Here is a 22,175-nt window from a genome sequence, read left to right as displayed (position 1 = left end):
AAGCATGAATACTGAAACAATTCCAATGGAGCACATACAAGATATTCCCAATTGCAAAGCTTTATTCTCAGGCTTCATGAAACTTGGCTTAATGGGCTTTGGTGGTGTACTCCCTTTAGCACATCGTTTAATTGTTGAAGATCAAAAATGGCTCAATGCGGAGGAATTTACAAACTTACTCGGTGTTTGCCAAATATTACCTGGTGGTAATATTGTCAATATGGCAGTTGCAATTGGTTATGACTTTCAGGGAGTTAAAGGCGCAATCAGTGCAATTTTTGGATTAATGCTCGCCCCCACTTTAATCGTCATTAGCTTATATGAACTTTATGCACAGTTTCAGTCTATTCCAACCGTACAACACATGATTGAGGGGTTGGCTGCTGCAGCTGCAGGGTTATTATTTGCAACAGGTTTAAAAATGCTTAAACCGATTATGAAAAAAAAACTGACCTATTTTACCATCGCACTCACAGTCATTTTTATGTTGTTCATTAAACTGCCTTTGGCACTGACTTTATTGATCTTAGTGACTGTAAATATGATGGTTCTGATGATTCAACAAAAGAATATGCTACACACAAATATCCAAAATGCTAAAGAAAATCAGGAGTAAAATATGCTTTATGTTCTCGTTGCGCTTACTCTTGTTTTTACTCAACTGTCATTATTAGCCTTTGGTGGTGGTAATGCCATTTTACCTGAGATGCAACATCAGGTTGTAACAGTACATCAATGGATGACAGCCGAACAATTTAGTTCAATGTTTGCCATGGCACAAGCCGCTCCTGGACCAAACATGATGATTGTACCTTTAGTGGGTTGGCATGTCGCAGGCCCTATGGGCTTATTCGTGACTTCTTTTGCAAAGTTTGGACCATCTTCAGTCATTACCATTTTTGCACTCAAATTTTGGAATAACTTTAGAGATCACCCTTTACGTGGCAAATTTGAAAAGGCTTTAAAGCCAATTACAGTCGGTTTAGTTTTAGTCAGTGCATGGATTATTGCAGGAACATCGGCGCAGAATGTTCTACTGGTCATGATTGTTATTATTGTCGCTTGCTTAAGTTTATTTAAAAATGTACATCCTGTTTGGTTAATGCTGATAGGGGCAGGAAGTGGTGCGTTATTTTTATAAATAATATTGAATAAAAAACCCGCAATTTGCGGGCTTTTTATAGACTCAATTTAATCTTTTAAAACAGCTTCAAAAGCTTTTAAACGCTTATAAATTGAGAGTAGCTCAATAATAGTCTTCCATGAGCTAACTAAGTATTGAAAAGATTCACGAACTTTATCAAAAACATTACCAATCTGATTAAGCAAACCTAAGGTCATAGTTCCTGCTGCAATGGATGGAAATAAAACAATTAAACTAAATAAAACATCAAGCTGTGCATACCAAGTACTGACTAAATTAAAATATGCATAATGAAAATACAAACGGAAATAGTTTTTACGCACATTACTAAATAATTCTTTTAATGTCTGTGGTTGTGCACGTTCTTCATAATCTTCACCATAAACCAATTCTTTACGATATGCTGCTTCAACTTTTTGATTATTAAATTCTAAACCTGGTAATTTAATCCCAACACCCATTAATAATACTGTACCAAAAACCGCCCATCCTACAGCAGCCCAAACCAACGAATATTTTACTTCACCAATAATAGGCAAAACGGGTACATGCTCGGATAATTGAATAAGTACGGGTAAGAAAGCAATTAAAATCATAATTGCTTTAATAAAACTCACTCCAAGTGCTTCCAATGTTGTGGCAAAGCGCATTGTATCTTCCTGCACACGCTGTGAAGCACCTTCAATAACACGTAATTGTGCCCAATGTTCCGTATAATATTCATTCATTGCAGTACGCCAACGGAAAATATAATGGCTAACAAAAAATGAATTCATCACAGCGACAGTGACAGCAACCATTGCAATTAAAAGAAATGTCAAAGTTCCCATATATAATTGCCGAATATCTCCACCACCACTACTTAACATTTTCTGAATTAAGTCCCAAAATGGACCATACCAAGCATTAATAGAAACACTGACTTGTACACTAAACCAAATATTAAATAGAATAAATGCAGAGCCCCATACTGACCATCTTTGCCATGGATTTGTTGATTTTAATTTCCAAAAGGTAGCAAAAATTGCAGTTGAAATGAAAAACCATAAATAGAACCAAATAAACTGTGCTGACCAAAAACGACTAACACTAATAGGTAACTCATCTGTTGCATAATTTGTAGGAAAACCAATAAAAGTACCCCATGAATTACCACCTGAATACCACAATGCAAGGTTAATCAAAAACCACAACACAAATGAACTAAAAAACCACTTTGGATTTGGAAAAAATGACTTAAACATTTAGCTTGGCTTTCCTTAAAATATTATTTTGGCTATGCTATGCATCTGATACTAATCCTAAAAACTTAAGTTTGCTTAAAATTTTGTATTTATTTTATAACGAATATAACAACATTTATGTCGTCATTATTAATACTAAAGATTTCATTTTCTGCAATTTTATTGTTACTACTACATGCTATATTCAAAAATATTCAATAAAAATGGATTTCAAAAAGGATACGATATGTCTAAAAATATTCTCATGTTGGTCGGTGATTACGCAGAAGATTACGAAACCATGGTGCCATACCAGTTCCTAACAGGTTTAGGCTATAACGTGCATACGGTTTGCCCCGATAAAAAAGCAGGTGATAGCATTGCGACCGCCATTCATGATTTTGAAGGTGAACAAACTTACAGCGAAAAACGTGGTCACAACTTTGCCATCAACTATGATTTTAATACAGTTGATAGCACAGATTATGTAGGTTTAGTCATTCCGGGCGGTCGTGCACCTGAATACTTACGTATGAATGATCGTGTAATTGAAATTGTCCGTGAGTTTGATTCTGCGAAAAAGCCAATTGCAGCCGTATGTCACGGTGCACAAATATTAGCAGCGGCAGATGTACTTCAAGGCCGTTTATGCTCAGCTTACCCTGCCTGTGCGGCTGAAGTAAAACTTGCTGGTGGACAATATGCCGATATTGCAGTGACAGAAGCAGTAACCGATGGTCATCTTGTCACGGCACCAGCATGGCCTGCTCACCCTGCTTGGATGGCACAATTCATTAAAGCATTAGGCGCAACTGTGACAATTTAATTTTTCTAAAAGTTTGCATTAAAAACCTCGACCATTGACTCGAGGTTTTTTACATATTTAACTTTCATGCATATGAATTAATTTAAATCATGAAATCTCAAAACAAAATTAAATCACGCCTGCCGTGATGGTGATATTTTTATATTCAATAAAATCATCCATTGTAGCCACTCCATTCATACAACCTCGATCTGACTTTTTATAACTGCCTTCTTCAAATTCATCGTAAATAATCGCCCAATCATTAATCCAAAAAGTGTCCGCTAAAATTTTACGTGCGACATGTAGCGGGCAGTTAATATCTTGTGTCCAAATACTTGCCACAAAACCATATTCACTGTTATTTGCAAGTTCTTCTTCTCTATCAAAAATCAGCATAGAAAGTACAGGACTAATAACTTCTTTTTGAATGATATCTACATTTGGATCGGTCACTTGTAAAAGTGTTGGACGATAGAATGCACCTTTAGACAAAGGAGTCTCGGAAACAACATCACCTCGTACAATCACTTTTGCACCATCACTAATGGCTTTTTCTACCATACCATTGACATGTTCTATATTTGGCTTATCAATCCAAGGTTCCATGTCACTGCTTAAATCTGATGTAGAACCTCGTTTGACATTCTCCAAACGCTCAGCAGGCGTTTCGTCAGATCTTCAACAACGCCACATTGTATAAGTAAAGTGAAACTGCCATACAAAACTGACCTACAAATATAGTCAAACTCTTTTCCTGTTTTAGCAAGGCATCATCAAGATTGGCTTCATTGAACACAATCATTGCCAATGCAGTTATTATATTTTTATATATCAGGCACTCAAATTCATTTAAATAAATTCAAGAAAATTTTATTAAGGATAAAAAATTATTCGGCCTCCAATTTAACACTCATCATTGTCTCTGTTATCTTTTTTAATAATATTATTAATTTAAACTTGAAAAATAATTTTAATCTAGCTGAGAATTTAACTAATTAAAAGATTTAAGACCAAATTGACCGTTAATTACCATTTGTTGAATTAAAAACCATCCCAAGAATTATCGGGATGGTTTTTTATAAAGAGCCGAGTTAGAGCAAATAAAAATTAGCCCATCACTGTTGCAAGTAAAATCTGCTGTGCATTGTGTGCTATATCACCCTCTTGAGCTGTTACACGTACCCATGTACCATCGCCTTGCAACTCCCATGCTTGTTGATTATCTTTCAAATAGTTGATCAAACCTTGTTGGTAAATACGTTTTTTCAAAGTAGGCTCCTCAATTGGGAAACAAGCCTCAACGCGACTAAATAAGTTACGATCCATCCAATCTGCACTTGAACAATAAATCCGCGCATTCCCTGCGTTGCCAAAGTAAAATACACGTGTATGCTCAAGAAAACGTCCGACAATTGAGCGCACACGAATATTTTCAGACAAGCCAGTTAAACCTGGACGTAAACAGCAAATTGAGCGAATGATTAAGTCAATTTGCACACCTGCTTGTGAAGCCTCATATAATTTATTGATAAGTTGAACTTCTGTTAAAGCATTTACTTTAATAATAATTTGCGCAGGCTTACCTGCTTTCGCATTTTCTATTTCTTCATCAATAAAAGTTACGAGTTGAGCATGTAAAGTAAATGGTGCATGTAAAAGCTTTTTTAATTTCGCCATTTTGCCCATACCCGTCAACTCTTGGAAGATACGATGCACATCTTCGCACAGTTCTTTATCTGTTGTGAGTAATCCATAATCGGTATAAATACGTGCATTGGTCGCATGGTAATTTCCTGTGCCCAAATGTACATAACGTACTAATTTATTGTTTTCACGGCGCACAACCAAAATCATTTTGGCATGCGTTTTATAACCCACTATACCGTACACCACAACGGCACCAGCTTCTTGTAATACATTTGCCACTTCAATATTTGATTCTTCATCAAAACGTGCACGTAGCTCAATAACTGCGGTGACTTCTTTACCATTACGCGCCGCTTCAGCAAGTACTTGTACAATTTCAGAATCTGCACCACTGCGGTATAGCGTCTGCTTAATTGCGAGTACTTGAGGATCACGTGCGGCTTCTCGTAAGAGATTAATGACAGGTGCAAAAGATTCAAATGGATGATGCAGTAAGATATCTTGCTTCTGCATTGCTAAGAAAATATTTTCAGTTTTTTTCAATACTTTTGGTAAGACTGGCACATGAGAGTCATATCGCAAATGTGGCACTTTAAAGTTCGAAACAAGACGTGCCAAGTTAACAGGGCCATCTACCTTGTAGAGTTGTTCCTCATGTAGATCAAACTCATCAAGCAAATATTCATAAATATGCTTTGGACAATTATGCGTAACTTCCAAACGTACCGCACGACCAAAACGGCGTGAACTTAACTCACCAATTAATGCTTTCGCTAAATCTTCAACATCTTCATTTAAAGCTAAATCGGCATTTCGAGTCACACGGAATTGATAACATCCTGTCGCTGTCATACCTGGGAATAAATCAGAAACATGCTCATGAATAATGGCAGACAACATGACAAAATGCTCTTTCCCCCCTGTCAACTCATCAGGTAAACGTACCACTCTAGGCAACGATCGGGGTGCAGGAACAACGGCTAAATCAATTTGACGACCAAAAGCATCTTTACCTTCAAGCGTGACAATAAAATTCAGGCTTTTATTAACTAAACGTGGGAATGGATGTGCAGGATCTAGACTAATTGGTGTGAGTACTGGTGCAACTTGTTCTTGGAAATATTTTTTAATCCATACCGATTGCGCAGGCGTTAACTCTCCACGACGTAAGAAACTAATATCCGCTTCACGTAGTTTTGGGAAGATTTCATCATTTAAAATACGATACTGACGATCAATGGCTTCATGCGCCGTCCGAGAAATTTGCTCAAGTACCTGTTTTGGCGTTAAACCATCGGGGCTACGGCTTTCATTTTCAAGCATCAACTGTTCCATGACACCTGCAACACGAATTTCAAAGAACTCATCCATGTTACGAGAAAAAATCAGCAAGAAGTTGAGGCGATCCAATAACGGATGCAACGGATCCACAGCTTGTTCCAACACTCGAAGGTGAAAATCGAGAATGGAAAGCTCACGGTTAATGAAGCGCTCATTATAAGTATATTCTGTAGACGTTGTCGTTACTGCGGTATTCATGCAAAACAGCCTGCAATCTAATGATATTTACAGAATAGTATGCTTCAATTTTGTGACAATTTCATAAAAAAACACAGCACATAAAAATTATTTTCCATGTTTTAGTAATACCATCTTTGAGAACAATCAAAATCATTAAAATCGTACATTCATTTAGTTCACTAAATAGCGATGACTATGATCAGCACATTATTGTAAACTGCCTCTTTTCAATATCTTAGTTACTTTGGAATTCGTGTGTAACGCATATATTTCAGCACCATCCGTATTTTATTTTGTAATTTACGATCATCTCTGTGATCTTGATAATATTTCGGGTTAGGTAAAATTGATGCTAAAAATGCAGCCTGTTCACGATTTAAATTTCGTGCGCTTTTACCAAAATAATACTGCGATGCCGCTTCAACTCCATAAATATGATCGCCAAACTCAACCGAGTTCATATAGACCTCTAAAATTCGTTCTTTACTCCACATTCGTTCCATCATTGTAGTTGCAATTGCTTCCTGACCTTTACGAAAATAAGAACGTCGATTATAAAAAAATAAATTTTTTGCCAATTGTTGTGAAATCGTTGAACCACCTGCAACAACTTTATCTTTTTTCATATTCTTTTGTAATGCATCTTCAATTCCTGTCCAATCAAAACCATGATGATCGATAAAACGGGCATCTTCCGCAGCAATAATCGCATGTTTGAAATGATCACTAATGTCATCATACGCCCGCCATTCATGCTGAATTGGCTTAAAATCAGACAAATATGTCCAACGCATAAACATTGTATTTTCTACAGGATTAGTTCGCCAATAGACCAAACTTGAAAAAATCCACAGTTGAATAATAATCAGCACACTGACAATGATTAACAAAGTTCTAACAATAAAAGCTTTCATGTCAGTGTGTTACTCCTGAAAATTAAATGATTCGTGCTAAGCTGAAAGATAATATCAACCCAGAACATTTAGTATGTCGAATTACGATTCCAATCCATTGCATGCATATCCCCCCAACCAACCACGTAATGGTGTAGGTAAACTCACTTTGCTGTTGATTGGAATCAACGTTGCACTTTTTGTATTACAAGTGCTCAGTGGGGTAGATTTTTCTGATCCATCTACTCGTGATGCAATGCATTGGGGTGCAGATTATGCACCTTTAACCTATCTTTCGGAACCATATCGACTATTTTCAAGTATGTTTTTCCACTTTGGCTTCATGCATTTACTCATGAATATGTGGGCATTGTTCGTTTTTGGCAATATCGCCGAACAAGTTTTTGGACGTGCGTATTATTTGGGTTTATATATTCTTGCAGGCTTAATGGGGAATTTATTGAGTGGCTATTTGGACATTCTAAATAGTTATGCTTATTTGCAACATCCTGCACAAGACCTGATTCCACGAGTGTCCGCAGGTGCTTCAGGCGCAGTTATGGGACTTGGCGGTGCGCTGACAGCACTGTCATTTTTTAGAAATGTGCCTTATTTAGACCGTAAGTCTTTACTCATCATTATGATTGCCAACGTCGGCTTTGGTTTCTTTGCTTCAGGCATCAATAATATGGCACATATTGGCGGCATTATTATGGGCGTTATTCTTGCGCTCGGTTGGCACTTTACACAAAAAATGTATGCAGGAAAAATCATGCCGATGATTGTATTAGGTCTTGGCATTGCGCTGTGTTTTGTATTTTATCAATACAATCAACAACAAATTCAAGGGCTTTTAGCACTTTGGCAAGATGCGGCCAGTCAAATGAAAACTTTGTTGATAAACTAAAGCTGAACTTATTTTCCAAAATAAAATGGGTATCATCACCATGAATCACCCATTTTATTGCAACATTCAAACTAGAAATAATCAATTAAGAATTCAATTCTCTTAAACTTTGTAAGGGCGGAATATCTGACAAATAACTCAAACGATAACGTCCAATCACAGCACATAACACTGTCATCACAAGAGGGAGGATTAACCAGATTTCAAGATGTAATTGCATTTCCATATTCATACGCCAACATGCAATCGCACTAATCACTTCGGCAAAGAAGCAAGATACAATTCCTGCAATAAAACCAATCAGACCAATTTCAATCGTCATCATGCGTTTCAGTTGTGCTTTAGAGCTACCGAATGACCGCATGAGAGCCACTTCTCTTTTGCGCTCATCCATGAGTAAATTAATACAAGCAACCAAGACCAAAAAGCCTGAAATACTGACCAATAATGCCAGTACACTAATGATCTGCATCAACACATTTACAAGACGTTTCACCTCATCCAAAATAGCAGAAACATCAATAAAGACGGTATTGCTGAACTGTTGTACTATGCCAATGAGCTGCGACTTTTCAGCAGGTGGCGTATAGAAACTACCTAAATAACTGCCTGAGTTTTCATCCAAACTTTGCGGTGCAAAAATGAAAAAGAAGTTCGGGCTAAAACTACGCCACTCTACCGTTCTGAGATTTACCACTTTTGCATGTAATTCACCTTCAGGCAAAGTAAATGTCAGTGTATCGCCAACTTTAATACCCAATTCTTCAGCCAGTTTACTTTCAACTGACACTTCACCACTTTTTTGCAGTGCTGCATTTCCTTGAATAATCTGATTATCTTGCGGATATTCATTGGACTGCGTCAGGTTTAATTCACGGCGTAAGGCATTAATTTGTGCCACTTGCTGTACCGAAAAGGCTTGATCATTTTTAGCAATCAAGCGTCCACGGACATTGGGATATAACGGTGTACTTCTCCAACCCTTTTCTTGTAATTGTTGTCTAAATTGCTCAACCTCAAAAGGTGGCAATCCATAAACAAACTGATTTGGTGTACCTTCTGGCAATTGTTGTTGCCAACGCTCCAATAAATCTGTGCGTAAAACAGCAAGCACACTAATTAAACTGAGTCCAAGTGCCAAAGCTGTAATTTGTAATGCTGTCTGTGATGGTGTTCGAACATAAGCTGAATAACGATTTTTTAAGGCTTTTAACCATTTGAGTAACAGCCAAATTATGCCATACAACACACCGCATAAAGCAAAAATACTCGATACAACAATCAGACTCAGCTTTAGATTTTCAGTCAATAAAATACTAAAAACAACCAAACTGAAAAGCCCTGCACTCAAAGTCAGTACAATCGATCCTACAGATTTTTCTTGCTGACGAATTACACGAACAGGTGGTGTATTCAGCAGTTGTAAAAGTCCTGGTAAAATAAAACCCAAAAGTACCACTGCACTGGTAAAAATCGCAATCGGTAATGGACCAACAAGCATCTGTAATACTGAAAATTGTAGTTCTAAATTTGGAATCAGTTGAAGAATTAACTGCAACAAAGCATAGCCCATACCCAAACCAATCGCACTACCAAAGACTATTGCAATCAGGACAATCAATGATAATAACAATAGAAAAGTTCTAAAAATTTGTCCTCGCCCTGCCCCCATACAACGCATTAATGCAATATGATCTTGGTTCTGCTGTACATAACGTTGGCTGGTCAATGCAATCGCGATACCGCAAAGCAAAATCGTTAAAATATTGGCAAGCTGTAAAAAGGTATCTAAGTTTTCAATGGGTTGAATCAGACGTGTATTGGCATCACTAGCTGTGCGTAAACGCAGACTATTTAAGGTCATCGCATCGTTTGGATTAACTTCTGCACCATCTGAACTCGCTACTTGTGTTGTATCTTGCATTTGCTGTGATGCATGGCTGAGTTTCAACTTTTCAGCTTTAACAAAAGCCTGAAAAACATCAACAAAGCGCTGGGTATTTTCTGCTGAACCTGCAAGTAAAAGTCGATAATCAATACGGCTTCCCACCTGAATAGCATTGGTTTTAGCAACATCATCTTGATGAATAATCACAGTCGGTGAAAATGCTGAAAAGCCCATTTCCTGATTGGAATCATGCGTAATAATACCACCCACTTTAAAATCGCCATCGGCAATTTTGATCTGGCTACCAACATTCACATGTAATAAATCTTGAGCACGTTGACTCAGCCAAACTTCGCCTTGTCGTATATGTGCTTGTTCAGGTGCTATACGTAATTCGCCACGTAAAGGAAACTGAGGTGCTATGGCTTTAACATTGACCATGACAAACTGATCGTTCGTTGATGCCATTGAGCCAAATAACGTGACTTTCGTCTGTTGTAATTGTAAAGATTCAGCTTGTTTTTGCCACTTGGCATCAATCGGAATATTATCACTAAGAACCAAGTCTGCCGCCTGCATTTTAGCAGCTTGCAATGCCACTGCATTTTGCACTTGCTCATTGCTAAACTTCAGCGCAGTCGTTGCACTAATGGCAAGCGTCAGTGCAATAATAAGCAAATAAACACCTGTCGTAGCGAAACTTTGTCGTAATAAAGACTTAAAAAGTGCAAACATTTTCGAGCCTCCTATGACAAAATCTGACGATGATTCAATTGTTCCACTTTCTGCTCAATCAATTGTCCATCTTTAAGCTCTAAGTGACGTTGACATTGTGCAGCCAAGTCAGCATCGTGCGTCACAATCACTAAAGTTGTGCCTGTTTCTCGGTTTAAATCAAATAATAACTGTTCAATTTCACTTGCAGTATGACTATCCAAATTGCCCGTTGGTTCATCTGCAAAAATAATTTTAGGTTCAGTAATCAATGCTCGTGCAATCGCAACACGTTGTTGTTCACCACCCGACAATACTTTTGGTGTTTGACTGCTTTGACGCTCTAAGCCAACCCGTTTAAGCAACTGCAAGGCTTTCTGCTCTGCTTCCGCATAATGAAATTGTGGCTGTAAGCGAAGTGGTAACATGACATTTTCAAGCGCTGAAAGATGCGGTAAGAGTTGAAAAGACTGAAAAATAAAACCAATATGACGTAAACGCACCAAAGCTCGCTGTTCTTCATTTAAGGTATGGACTGCTTCACCATTGACCCATAGTTCCCCTGAACTCGCTTGATCAAGTGTTGCCAAAATGCCGAGCAAAGTTGATTTCCCTGAGCCTGAACGCCCTGTAATTGCCACCAACTCGCCTGCAAAGATATCAACATTTAAATTTTCAAAAATCGTTAATGTTTTTTGCTGTAATGGTATCGATTGTGTGAGATGTTGTGCAGAAATTATCGGTTGTGGCATGATGGAGTCTGTGTGATTAGACTGAGCTTTGGGCTGAAAAGTGGACATAAAAAACAAACCTTATATACAAAATCATCAAGTATTAAATGTAGGCAAAATAAAAAAAATCACGAGCTGTCTATTTTTTAGCATGATCTGCCTTGTTCCTGCGAGTAGTTTTGCAAAAACTATCATGATTGTCGGTGACAGTCTGAGTGCAGGTTATGGCATTAACCCACAACAAGGTTGGGTAAATCTATTGCAATCACGTTTAAATCAACAATTTCCAAAACAACATAACGTGGTCAATGCGAGCGTCAGTGGAGAAACCACGAGTGGTGCTTTAGCACGTTTACCAAAACTTTTACAGGTACATAAACCCGATATTGTGGTGATTGAACTCGGTGGAAATGATGGTTTACGTGGACAACCTCCGCAAATGATTCAAAAAAATCTTGCTCAATTGGTACAACAAAGTCAACGCAGTAAAGCTCAAGTGATTGTATTAGGAATGAAAATTCCACCGAATTATGGTACTGCCTATAGCACAGCTTTTGAGAATAATTATAAAGTCATCAGTCAGCAATATAAGGTCAAATTGATGCCCTTTTTTATGCAAGGCATTGCAGGACAAAAATCATTAATGCAAAAAGATCAGATTCATCCCAATGTCACAGCACAAAAAATATTACTGGATAATGCCTATCCATACATTAAAGGCGCTTTATAAGCGCCTTTAATCAATTTAAATAAATGATCAACAGATTAAAAGTCGTAAAATTCAACTTCACCTGTTTCAAGTGAATATTCTGCACCAACGACTTTAAGTTTGCCCTTTGCAATAAGACTTTCAAGTACAGCAGAGCCATGACGTAATTGGTTTACTGAAGCAAAAACATTTGAACGCACAGCATGATGAGATAACTTTTCTAAATCATCTTTCAGTTCAGTTTGCATCAAAATCTCAACCGATGGACGTACACGGTTCACAATCGACATTAAATTTGCAGAAGGTGGAGAGTCCGGATTCATCAATGCTTCAATAGTCGAATGAATCGCACCACAGTGACTATGACCTAGTACTACAACCAATGGACAACCAAAACTGTCCGCAGCAAATTCCACGCTACCCACTTGTGATGGTGCAACAATGTTGCCTGCCACACGAATCACGAACAAATCACCAAAGCCCTGATCAAAAACCATTTCAGCAGGTACACGAGAATCTGAACAGCCCAAAATAATTGCAAATGGATGTTGATCTTTCACCATTTCTGTACGTTGTTGATGGGTTAAAAATTTAGCGGGATTCACTTCATCCGATGCAAAACGTGCATTACCTTTTTTTAAACGATCTAGTGCTTCATCTGCTGTCAGCATTTTTTTTCCATCAGTTTTGGAGAATTACAGTATTTTATGCCTGTATTTTTGCAATGTCACTGACTAAAAATAAACTCTGTTACAATTTTTAAAATTGCCGACTCAACTACACATATAACTCTGTAAAGCTTCATCAAGTACTTTTATCTATCGAAATATTCATAAGATTTATCATTTTTTTGAATTTTACATGCTCATTTTCACACTTTGAAATGATAAAAAAATAAACATTTAAGCTAAAGAGGCGAATGTAAAGGTGAAATAAATAATCAATAATCTTTTCCACTTTTATATAATGGCAAACCCTTTTCAAGGAAGATGATCAATGCCCTTGGTTTTGCATAAAAAACGCCGTTTAAATCAAAAGATTTTTCAATCGATAACCACAGCTATACTGAGTCTTTCAGTCGCTACGCTTGCATTGGGTGTTCTCCCTACTCATGCAGCAACAACTGAATATGTGGACTATCAAAAAATCTTACAAGAAGAACGTGTTTGGGCAGGGTTAAAAAGCAAAATATTAAAAGTGGGCGATGTTACTTGGTCATATAGCGAAGGTGGTAACAGCAGCAAACCAACCATTTTACTCATTCATGGTTTAGCCAGTAGCCGTGATACATGGAACGATGTCGCATACCGTTTAACGCCTTATTATCATGTCATCATTCCCGATTTACCATTGGTAGGTAATACTCAAGTCCCTGCTAATTTTGATATTTCGGTACCCAATGTCACAGAGCAATTGCGCCGATTTATTGAAGCCGCACATATTCAAAATAACTTAAATATTGCAGGTCACTCGTTGGGTGGAACCGTTGCTATGTTTTATGCATCGCAATATCCATTTGATACCAAAAGTTTATTTTTAATGAGTACAGGTGGAATTTTCCAAAATAACAATACCAATTATTTAAAAAATCCTGTTTATTTGAAACAATTAATTGTGAGCCAACCAGGAGATTTAGACTTTGTACTGAAAAAAGTGATGTACAAACCACCCTTTACACCTAGAATTATTAGGCAAGAACAAGAAAAAATACTCATTGCACATTCACAAGAAACGTCAAAAATTGTGAATCAGATTACCGATCTAAATAAGCTCTATACACCTGCATCTTTTACGTTAATGCTCAAAAATATTGAAGCACCGACGCAAATTTTATGGGGTAAGCAAGATCAAATCATTAATGTTGAAGTCGTACAAAATCTGAAAAGCTTATTGAAAAGACCTGAAACGCCTGTCATTCTTAATAATGTTGGTCATATGCCACTACTTGAATCACCTGAAGAAGTCGCTGATGCGTACCGTCTTTTTTTAGACAAAATTCAGACGCAAAAAAATCCGTTGTCTGAACACAAAGTATATAAGTGATATTTGCAACAAGGATGAAATATGTCTCACCCACTGACTGAACAACTCATTGAAGCACAACTGAATTTTCTAGATCATGAGTTTGCTCAAGCAGATCAGATTGAAAATGAATTTTTACAGTTTCATCAGTGGTTTAGAAAACAAACTTTACAAGATGTGTGGAGTTTTGAACAAATTCATCAACTCATTCAAAAGCAAATACTCGATACCCCTGCAAGTGATTTTCTAATTGAACAGATCGCGGAACATATTCGTTTTGCATTGATTCATCCTATAAATGACACGGCAACTATTGAAGATATTATTCCAGTTGCCACCATTGATAAACTTGCACTCTATGTCGCAAGTAAAAGTGGGCATCGTAAAGCGCTCATTAAACGAGTTGTAAATAATCCTTCGTTTTCAAGCATGTTAACGCAACTGATTCATCATTCGATTCAAGATTATATTGATAATTCAGTCATGAATAAAAAAGTGCCTGGTGTTGGTCGTTTTATGAAAATGGGGAAATCGGTTCTGGAGTCGGTCACAGATACCAACTTGGATGATACGGTTAAGCATTATTTGCAAAAAAATATCATTAAAATTAGCCAACTGAGTGAGCAAGTTTTAAATCATCAGTTTGACGATGAAAAGCTTTATCACTTACAAGCGAACCTTTGGCACAAAATTAAAAAAGTGCCCGTCTCAGTGATTCGTAGCTATATTGAAGTTAATGACCTACCGAAAACGGTTACTTTGGGTCATGAAATTTGGGATCACCTTCGCCAAACTGACTATCTTAAACAGCAAGTGCACGATGGCGTATATGCTTGGTATGTGCGTAATCAAGAACATAGTTTTGACTTATTATTACGTGATCTTAACATTGATGAAACGCTCATTCAAAATGAACTCTGCCAATTATTAAACCCCATTATTCAAAAACTTATTTCTTCTCAGCACTTAAGACAACGTGCTCGTGTGCATTTGGAAAAGTTTTATTATTCAAATGAAACGCTTAAAATTTTAGGAATAGAAAAAGGCGCTTAAAGCGCCTTTTTCTAAATCTGATATACTAAGAAATCTATTAAAATTTAGCCATAAAACTTACACCATAACGTCGTCCATCCAATAAACGATCACCATCTGAGTTTTCAGCGGTTTCATCTAACAGATTATATACACCGAACTTCCCTTTCAAATGTGGTGTAAACTGATAATTAAAGCCAATATCAAGGAATTCATATCCTGGATTCGGTTCAGACATTGAAGTACGACTTAAATAAGAAGATGTTTCACTACGATAATGTAAGCGACTCCAAACGTTTAATGCATCTGAAATATTATAATCTACTGTAATATTAAACATATGCTTAGGCATTTCATTTAAAGGTTGCCCCTTAAATTCACCTGATTTAATTTCCGTATTTGTATACGTATAATTTGCCGATAATGTTGTATATTCGTTTAAATCAGTTTCAACCGTAGCTTCAATACCTTGTAGTTCAGCATCATCTACGTTAATACGATCACTGATGAAATAAAATGGCGTTGCACCTTCAGCACATTTCCAAGCAGCGACATTATTACGGTTCGTGTTCGTCCCATCTGTGTCTGTTTCACAAGTCCGTACTTCAGTTATTTTATCTTTAAACTGAGTGATATAGCCTGTTAAAGAAGCATTTACATAATCATTTTTCCAATTAAACCCAAGCTCTGAAGAAACGCTAGTTTCAGGATCTAAATCAGGATTGGCACGGATAATACCTCGACCTGTAGATGTTGGAGAACCTCCTCCACCTGTCACACTATAAAAACCTTCTGTTGCTGCTCGAATATCGGGTTGTTTATATCCTGTAGATACACCACCTTTCATACTGAATTGATCTGTAAAGCTATAAACACCGTATAAACGCGGCGATAAATTACCACCATAATTCTCATCATGGTCATAGCGCAAACCACCAGTTAAATTAAACTGATCGGTTACACTCCAAGTATCTTCAAGAAAGCCTGCGACCGACCAACGAGATAATTCACTAAATTCTGGAATATTCGGGTTACGGTTTGTTGCTTTATCATTCAACACTTCATCTTTATAATAAGCACCAAATGACAGTTTGTGTTTATTTAGCAACCAATTCCATTGATTATTAAATGTCCATGTTTCAAGCTCAATCCCTTTCGTATCAAGGGTTGTATTGGCACGGTCTGGATTTTTAGAGTTTTCATATTGCAAATACGTTGCGCTATCCAATTGATCACTATAACGACCATTATGCGTTAATGCATAAACACTACGATAGTTACGTGAATTTGAATCTGTGGCATTTGCAACTGCTTCTACCGTTTTACCCACTGTTGATTTTGCATCTTGCGTAGTAAAATTCGCATCAAACTGTAAATCATGCTGATCATTGAGCATATAAGTTAAGCGTGAATTTAAACTTTCTCTCTCATTTCCTCTAAAGCCACCAACAAAACTATCTTCTTCACGTTCTTGTTTGCTTACACCAAGTTGTAGACCAAGTTTATTTGGAATTAATGGTCCTGCAATATATACAGATGCATTTTTTAGATCACCTGCATCACCCTTATCCTGAATAACTGTACCAAGCTCGGCCGTACCCGACCATTCATCTGATACCTTTTTCGTAATGATGTTAATTACACCACCCATAGCCTCACTGCCATATAGCGTTGATGCAGGACCACGGATAATCTCAATACGTTCAATAGCGGCCATTGGCGGTAAAATATTTTTTTCGAATCCATTATCGTCGCCATTTGGATTCACATCTTTTGAATACTGTCGCTTGCCATCAATCAAGAATAATGTGTAATTCGAGCTCATCCCTCGAATACTAATACTTTGAGCCGAACCTGAGCCTGAAACAACAACTCCTGGTGTATTTCGAAGTACATCTGTAATGTCTGAGTACTCTCGTTTGTCTAATTCTTCGCGACTAATCACTGTCATAGATGCGGGTGCTTTCGAGATATCTTGCTCGTATCCTGATGCTGTAATGACAATCGTTTCAAGTTTACTTTTGGGTTCTGATGACACATTTTCACTTGAATTTTCTTTTGATTCTACCGCATGAGCAGCACCTATCATCAGTGCTACAACTGAAATTGATAACACGGATTGGATAACACGTTTTGTCATGCAAGATACCCCAAAGAATCTAAGTTATGAATAAATATGGAAGATTTCGTGACATAGTGTAACAAAGACACCACCAAATGCAATATTTAATGATAATTACTACTATTTGCATTCATAAATTTAATTTTATTTATTATATAAATTACTGTAATAATTAAATTTTATTCTCATAAATAAACATATTTTTCTATATCAAAAATATGAGAAAACTCATCCTTACAAAACTGTTAAGCATAAAAAAACCTCCATAATTGGAGGTTTTAAAACTGAATTTTAAATCAATTTATTTGAAATACGCACCATCAGTTTGAGTATGATCTGTCTGGTCGACAACTCTCATCAATTCTGGAATATGCTGTTTCAACGTTGTCTCAACACCTTGTTTCAAGGTTAAGTCAATAGATGAACACCCTTGGCAACCACCACCAAATTTTAATACCGCTGTTAAACCATGCTCTGCATCATCTTGTACTTCAACCAATGCACAGTTACCACCATGACCTTCTAAGCCTGGGTTAATTTCAGACTGTAATACATAAGTAATACGCTCTTCCATTGATGCATCAGGACCGACACGTGGGACTTTTGAATTTGGTGCACGGAATGTCAACTGCCCACCAAAACGGTCTTTGTTGTAATCAATAACCGCATCTAATAAATATGGAATAGATGGGCTATCGATATAAGCACCAAACTCTGCATATTCTTGTTTATAGTCTGTAGGGACAACTTCATCAGGAGCACTATACGCCATGCAACATTCAGCACGTGGAGTTCCTGCATGTTCAACAAAAATACGAACTGCGATACCCGGTGTATTTTGCTTTTCAAGCAAATCTTTCAGATATTCTTGTGCAGTTGGTGTAATCAATAAATTTGGAATTTCTTCTGCAACTGCAGTGTTGCTGTTTTCAGTCGACATAACTTTTTCCTCAAGCTGAAGTTGCTATTTTAACTGAAGTTGGGGGCAATTAAAAAAAAATCAACTAAATTTGTCGGAATTGATGTTTTTATTTATTTTTCACACAAGTTTTAAAAAATCTTTCAATCAAATTACACTCAATAGAACCTTTTAGATGTGAAAGCCATTTATTTCTCCCTTACTTTTTCTATCAATTTTGGTAGTTAATGCCACCCAAAAAGTAAACTTGGCATAGATAATGTATACATCTGTATATTAATTTAAAAAAAACTGGGGTTTTTCGCATGTCCAAAATATTAGATGGATTACACTTTCCACTTGACCCACATACAGGCAAATCGAGCAGTTCCAAAACAGGTCAATCCATTCTTTCCGAAGCACTGTCTTTGGTCGATCATGCCAATGCTCAAGCCGTATTAGAAGATAAAAATTGGCGAAAAAATTACCCCCATTATTTTAAAGCACTGGTTGAACATGGTATTCGCTCAACTCAAAATCCCATTCACATTGCTACCCAAGGCTTACACAAAGCACAGCATAGTTTTGATTTTTATCGTGATGGGAAAAAGTATTTATTGAAAGATGTTATGGATGTCGCTGACATTCAAAAACTGTATACCGTGACAATTCAAGGTAAAAGTACTGCAAAACCCGAATGGTATGTACCCTATCGTGGACAAAAACTACAAGGTCAGGCTTTACTTGATCAAATTACATTTTGGCAAGATGCAGGTATTGTTGAAGAAAGTCATGCCGATGCTTTACGTAAAGTGATTGCTCATCCTGAATGGTTCGACTTATCTGAAAAAACCATGGTTCTGTTTGGTGCTGCATCGGAAGCAGGACCTCTGAGTTGGCTTGCAAAATGGAAAGCCAATATTATTGCCGTAGATTTACCTAATGAACGAGTATGGACAAAAATCCTCAAGATTATTGAAAATGGCAATGCCACACTTCATGCGCCAAGCTTAGAAGATATTTCAGTAAATACATCACAAAATGAACTGACACAAAAGTTAGGGGTAAATTTACTGACCCAAATTCCTGAAATTGGACATTGGTTAGCGCAGAATCCACATAAACTAAACCTTGCTGCAATTGCATACCTAGATGGTGAAAAACACGTTCGTGTTTCTATGGCAATGGACAGTATTATGAGCTATGTCAGTCAGCAAAAGCCTGACTCATCACTCATGTATATGTGTACACCAACAGACATTTATGCTGTGCCTAAAGAAGTGATTGAAGCTTCGGGTGAGAAATTTAAGCGACGTTCAAGTTTTGAAAAACTCTTTAGTAAAGGCATTTCAACCATCTCACTCAAACATTTTTTCCAAAATCATCAAAAAACGTTGATTTCTTCCGATAATGGACAAGCCTATGGTGTCGCAGACTGTATGGTCGTAGAACAAGGTCCAAACTACGCCTTAGCAAAACGACTACAACAATGGCGTGCAACTTTAGCTCGTCATCAAGGTCAAAAGGTATGTATCAATATTGCACCATCGACAACGACTTATTCAGTGACCAAAAATCCACTGCTGAAAGCAGCATTTAATGGCGCACGTTTATTTGATGTTGAAGCTTTTGATCCTGAAACGACCAATGCCATTATGGCTGCGTTATGGATTCACGACTTACGTAATCCTAAAGCATTATCACATCCTGAAAATGATCTTGAACATCCACTTCAACTGATGATGGACGGTGCAAATCATGGGGGCTTATGGCGTGTGGCTTATCTTGCACGTACTGCACTGCCCTTTGCTGCTATTTATGGTTTTGCTGCCAATAAGCTACCATTAGATAAAGTATGGTCTAAAGTGAAAAAATCATAAGTTTGAGCATGTTCTATTTGCTAAAAAAAATGCTGCCTTTTGGCAGCATTTTTAAATTTCTTATTTAATTATTTCAGATTAGACAAATTGTAAGAATAACCAAAACAATCCACCTGATAAACAGATTGTTGCAGGTAATGTGAAAATCCAAGCTGAAAGAATAGTTTTCACTGTCGCAAAGTTTAAACCAGATTTATTGGCAACCATGGTACCTGCAACAGCCGAGTTTAAAACGTGTGTGGTTGATACTGGTAAGCCAAAACCATCTGCTGCTGCAATTGTCGTCATTGCAACCAATTCAGCAGACATGCCCTGACCATAAGTCATGTGATGTTTACCAATACGCTCACCCACAGTCACCACAATACGCTTCCAACCAACCATTGTGCCTAGACCCAATGCCAATGCCACTGCAACTTTTACCCAAGTTGGAATGTATTGTAAAAATGAATCTAAATTTTTACGATAGTCTTTCACCACTTTGGTTTGTGTTGCATCCATTTTTGGCAATTGCTCAGCTTTCTCCAAACGTTTAAATGCAGTCGAGCTCAAGTACATATCATTACGTAAAGCAGAAACTTCCGCTTCAGGTAAATTGTTCAAACTACCAAACTTGCTGACACGTTCACCCAAGTGATCCGTTAAACTTGCCAATGCAGGTATAACTTGCGGTGTTAATTCTTTAGTTTGAACGTATTTAGTAATCGTATCACGTGCTTGCGCATCCGAAATATCATCATGTTGTACATAGATTGCTGACGCGGTCTGACTTGATAATTGTGAAAATGATTGTAAATGTGTTTGGTCTAAACTTTTATTTAAAGAATATGCCAAAGGTACACAACCAATCAAAATCAACATGATTAAGCCCATACCTTTTTGACCATCATTTGAGCCATGTGCAAAACTTACCCCCGTACAGGTAAAGATAAGAATGGCGCGGATCAATGGTGGTGGTGGCTTATTACCTTCAGGTGGTTGGAACAATTCAACTTGTTTCTTAAATATTTTCTTAACCAATAAGAAAACAACTGCTGCAAAGGCAAAACCAATAAGAGGAGAAAACAGCAATGCTTTACCCACTTTTGCAACTTGATCCATATCAACGCCTGAAGCGCCACTCCCCGAATGTAAAATCCAGTTCATGATGCCTACACCTAAAATCGAACCGATTAAAGTATGTGAGCTTGATGCCGGAATCCCTAAGAACCAAGTCCCTAAGTTCCACAGAATCGCTGCTATGAGCATGGCAAAAACCATCGCAAAACCTGCACCTGAACCGACATTCATAATCAATTCAACAGGTAGTAAAGCAATAATCCCGTAAGCGACAGCACCACTTGCAACCATAACTCCCAAGAAGTTACAGAAACCTGCCCACATCACTGCAACAGGTGCAGGTAAGGCGTTAGTATAAATCACCGTTGCTACAGCGTTGGCTGTATCATGGAAACCATTTACAAACTCAAAACCGAGTGCAATGAAAAGTGCTGTTGCCAATAAAATAACAGAGTACATGCTCAGCGCAGGTACATGACTCAGGTCAGTATTGACCTGAATTGCAATATAAATAAGCGTCGCAATAATAATCGTCAAAAACACCGGCATAAAAAATTTTGGTGTTGGCACATGAACATTCGTCGACTTTTGTGCTGTTGACGTTTGTGCCGAATCAGAAACGGGAGGTAAATTTGAATTCATGCAGACGTAAAAGAGGATAATAAAATCCCCTTATTGTTCAATTTAATTATGACAATTATATGACAAACATGACTTATATAACGCTCATATTTCAAAAATATAAGCGCTTCACTTAACACACCCACTCACCTAAAAATAAAAATAAAAATAAAAAACATAAACTTAGTCAATATAAAACATTAAAAAATCCGATGTTTAAGCATTTCTAATCCTGAAATAAAATTTGTAATATTTAAAGAAAAATGTCTTTTTCGTTATTTCACCATCACATCATCCAAGAAATTTATGACAAATTGATGAAAAAACACTCACGATCTTAGACAAACTAAAATATT

At 37.2% G+C, this 22,175-nt stretch carries 18 protein-coding genes; 8 read left to right on the top strand and 10 right to left on the bottom strand.

The window, feature by feature from the left end; translation table 11 throughout:
- The first annotated feature begins 4 nt into the window (after positions 1-4).
- Together FW754_RS04065 and FW754_RS04060 are read left to right on the top strand one after the other, a co-directional pair.
- Complete coding sequence (locus FW754_RS04065) at positions 5-616, top strand: chromate transporter (RefSeq protein WP_446323942.1); 612 nt, start codon at positions 5-7, stop codon at positions 614-616.
- Positions 617-619: 3 nt separating this feature from the next.
- Positions 620-1,141 carry a chromate transporter gene (locus FW754_RS04060; protein ID WP_446323941.1) on the top strand — a complete coding sequence of 174 codons (522 nt, stop codon included), beginning with the start codon at positions 620-622 and terminating at the stop codon, positions 1,139-1,141.
- A gap of 50 nt (positions 1,142-1,191) precedes the next feature.
- On the opposite strand, the gene sbmA is transcribed toward FW754_RS04060, so the two are convergent.
- Positions 1,192-2,388, bottom strand: a complete 1,197-nt coding sequence (gene sbmA / locus FW754_RS04055; RefSeq protein ID WP_446323940.1) for a peptide antibiotic transporter SbmA — start codon at positions 2,386-2,388, stop codon at positions 1,192-1,194.
- A 226-nt stretch (positions 2,389-2,614) separates the two neighbouring features.
- Here sbmA and FW754_RS04050 point away from each other — a divergent pair, with 226 nt between their 5' ends.
- Positions 2,615-3,193, top strand: a complete 579-nt coding sequence (locus tag FW754_RS04050) for a DJ-1/PfpI family protein (RefSeq protein ID WP_409511303.1) — start codon at positions 2,615-2,617, stop codon at positions 3,191-3,193.
- 108 nt (positions 3,194-3,301) lie between these two features.
- Here FW754_RS04050 and FW754_RS04045 read toward each other — a convergent pair whose 3' ends face one another.
- The 3 genes from FW754_RS04045 to mtgA form a co-directional block, all read right to left on the bottom strand.
- Positions 3,302-3,826: an aldehyde dehydrogenase family protein gene (locus tag FW754_RS04045; protein ID WP_446323939.1), complete on the bottom strand. Its 525-nt coding sequence runs from the start codon at positions 3,824-3,826 to the stop codon at positions 3,302-3,304.
- A gap of 456 nt (positions 3,827-4,282) precedes the next feature.
- Positions 4,283-6,361 (bottom strand): polyphosphate kinase 1, encoded by a 2,079-nt coding sequence (gene ppk1 / locus FW754_RS04040; protein ID WP_446323938.1) that lies wholly within the window; start codon positions 6,359-6,361, stop codon positions 4,283-4,285.
- 221 nt (positions 6,362-6,582) lie between these two features.
- Positions 6,583-7,257, bottom strand: a complete 675-nt coding sequence (gene mtgA / locus FW754_RS04035) for a monofunctional biosynthetic peptidoglycan transglycosylase (RefSeq protein WP_409511306.1) — start codon at positions 7,255-7,257, stop codon at positions 6,583-6,585.
- 73 nt (positions 7,258-7,330) lie between these two features.
- On the opposite strand from mtgA, the gene FW754_RS04030 reads away from it, so the two are divergent.
- A complete protein-coding gene (locus FW754_RS04030) occupies positions 7,331-8,143 on the top strand; it encodes a rhomboid family intramembrane serine protease (protein WP_446323937.1) in 813 nt (270 codons plus the stop codon).
- A gap of 85 nt (positions 8,144-8,228) precedes the next feature.
- Here FW754_RS04030 and FW754_RS04025 read toward each other — a convergent pair whose 3' ends face one another.
- Complete coding sequence (locus FW754_RS04025) at positions 8,229-10,766, bottom strand: ABC transporter permease (RefSeq protein ID WP_446323936.1); 2,538 nt, start codon at positions 10,764-10,766, stop codon at positions 8,229-8,231.
- An 11-nt stretch (positions 10,767-10,777) separates the two neighbouring features.
- Entirely contained in the window at positions 10,778-11,545 is a 768-nt protein-coding gene (locus FW754_RS04020) for an ABC transporter ATP-binding protein (protein ID WP_446323935.1), read from the bottom strand.
- A gap of 82 nt (positions 11,546-11,627) precedes the next feature.
- Here FW754_RS04020 and FW754_RS04015 point away from each other — a divergent pair, with 82 nt between their 5' ends.
- Complete coding sequence (locus FW754_RS04015; RefSeq protein WP_409511310.1) at positions 11,628-12,206, top strand: arylesterase; 579 nt, start codon at positions 11,628-11,630, stop codon at positions 12,204-12,206.
- Positions 12,207-12,241: 35 nt separating this feature from the next.
- Here FW754_RS04015 and FW754_RS04010 read toward each other — a convergent pair whose 3' ends face one another.
- On the bottom strand, positions 12,242-12,856 hold the full coding sequence (locus tag FW754_RS04010; protein WP_409511311.1) for a carbonic anhydrase: 615 nt from the start codon (positions 12,854-12,856) through the stop codon (positions 12,242-12,244).
- Positions 12,857-13,181: 325 nt separating this feature from the next.
- Here FW754_RS04010 and FW754_RS04005 point away from each other — a divergent pair, with 325 nt between their 5' ends.
- Both FW754_RS04005 and FW754_RS04000 read left to right on the top strand, forming a co-directional pair.
- Positions 13,182-14,228 (top strand): alpha/beta fold hydrolase, encoded by a 1,047-nt coding sequence (locus FW754_RS04005; RefSeq protein ID WP_446323934.1) that lies wholly within the window; start codon positions 13,182-13,184, stop codon positions 14,226-14,228.
- A 21-nt stretch (positions 14,229-14,249) separates the two neighbouring features.
- Positions 14,250-15,260: a hypothetical protein gene (locus tag FW754_RS04000; RefSeq protein ID WP_446323933.1), complete on the top strand. Its 1,011-nt coding sequence runs from the start codon at positions 14,250-14,252 to the stop codon at positions 15,258-15,260.
- 37 nt (positions 15,261-15,297) lie between these two features.
- Here FW754_RS04000 and FW754_RS03995 read toward each other — a convergent pair whose 3' ends face one another.
- Positions 15,298-17,379, bottom strand: a complete 2,082-nt coding sequence (locus FW754_RS03995; protein ID WP_446323932.1) for a TonB-dependent receptor domain-containing protein — start codon at positions 17,377-17,379, stop codon at positions 15,298-15,300.
- Positions 17,380-17,662: 283 nt separating this feature from the next.
- A complete protein-coding gene (gene nfuA / locus FW754_RS03990) occupies positions 17,663-18,301 on the bottom strand; it encodes a Fe-S biogenesis protein NfuA (RefSeq protein ID WP_409511315.1) in 639 nt (212 codons plus the stop codon).
- A 284-nt stretch (positions 18,302-18,585) separates the two neighbouring features.
- Between nfuA and FW754_RS03985 the strand changes: the two genes are divergently transcribed.
- Positions 18,586-20,139 (top strand): hypothetical protein, encoded by a 1,554-nt coding sequence (locus FW754_RS03985; RefSeq protein WP_446323931.1) that lies wholly within the window; start codon positions 18,586-18,588, stop codon positions 20,137-20,139.
- A 78-nt stretch (positions 20,140-20,217) separates the two neighbouring features.
- Here the strand turns inward: FW754_RS03985 and FW754_RS03980 are convergent, their stop codons facing one another.
- On the bottom strand, positions 20,218-21,840 hold the full coding sequence (locus FW754_RS03980; RefSeq protein ID WP_419346587.1) for an inorganic phosphate transporter: 1,623 nt from the start codon (positions 21,838-21,840) through the stop codon (positions 20,218-20,220).
- Positions 21,841-22,175 lie beyond the last annotated feature (335 nt).

Source organism: Acinetobacter sp. 1207_04, assembly GCF_052850415.1.
The sequence above is the reverse complement of the archived record's forward strand: the minus strand, read 5'-3'. Positions and strand labels throughout refer to the sequence as shown.

Excerpts from the sequence above, each read along its gene's own strand:
- FW754_RS04020 (WP_446323935.1), bottom strand. The coding sequence starts at position 11,545 with ATGTCCACTTTTCAGCCCAAAGCTCAGTCTAATCACACAGACTCCATC.
- FW754_RS04050 (WP_409511303.1), top strand. The coding sequence starts at position 2,615 with ATGTCTAAAAATATTCTCATGTTGGTCGGTGATTACGCAGAAGATTAC.
- FW754_RS03995 (WP_446323932.1), bottom strand. The coding sequence starts at position 17,379 with ATGACAAAACGTGTTATCCAATCCGTGTTATCAATTTCAGTTGTAGCA.
- FW754_RS03985 (WP_446323931.1), top strand. The coding sequence starts at position 18,586 with ATGTCCAAAATATTAGATGGATTACACTTTCCACTTGACCCACATACA.
- mtgA (WP_409511306.1), bottom strand. The coding sequence starts at position 7,257 with ATGAAAGCTTTTATTGTTAGAACTTTGTTAATCATTGTCAGTGTGCTG.
- FW754_RS04005 (WP_446323934.1), top strand. The coding sequence starts at position 13,182 with ATGCCCTTGGTTTTGCATAAAAAACGCCGTTTAAATCAAAAGATTTTT.
- FW754_RS04060 (WP_446323941.1), top strand. The coding sequence starts at position 620 with ATGCTTTATGTTCTCGTTGCGCTTACTCTTGTTTTTACTCAACTGTCA.
- FW754_RS04030 (WP_446323937.1), top strand. The coding sequence starts at position 7,331 with ATGTCGAATTACGATTCCAATCCATTGCATGCATATCCCCCCAACCAA.
- FW754_RS04025 (WP_446323936.1), bottom strand. The coding sequence starts at position 10,766 with ATGTTTGCACTTTTTAAGTCTTTATTACGACAAAGTTTCGCTACGACA.
- FW754_RS04000 (WP_446323933.1), top strand. The coding sequence starts at position 14,250 with ATGTCTCACCCACTGACTGAACAACTCATTGAAGCACAACTGAATTTT.
- ppk1 (WP_446323938.1), bottom strand. The coding sequence starts at position 6,361 with ATGAATACCGCAGTAACGACAACGTCTACAGAATATACTTATAATGAG.
- FW754_RS04015 (WP_409511310.1), top strand. The coding sequence starts at position 11,628 with ATGATCTGCCTTGTTCCTGCGAGTAGTTTTGCAAAAACTATCATGATT.
- FW754_RS03980 (WP_419346587.1), bottom strand. The coding sequence starts at position 21,840 with ATGAATTCAAATTTACCTCCCGTTTCTGATTCGGCACAAACGTCAACA.
- FW754_RS04065 (WP_446323942.1), top strand. The coding sequence starts at position 5 with ATGAATACTGAAACAATTCCAATGGAGCACATACAAGATATTCCCAAT.
- FW754_RS04010 (WP_409511311.1), bottom strand. The coding sequence starts at position 12,856 with ATGCTGACAGCAGATGAAGCACTAGATCGTTTAAAAAAAGGTAATGCA.
- nfuA (WP_409511315.1), bottom strand. The coding sequence starts at position 18,301 with ATGTCGACTGAAAACAGCAACACTGCAGTTGCAGAAGAAATTCCAAAT.
- sbmA (WP_446323940.1), bottom strand. The coding sequence starts at position 2,388 with ATGTTTAAGTCATTTTTTCCAAATCCAAAGTGGTTTTTTAGTTCATTT.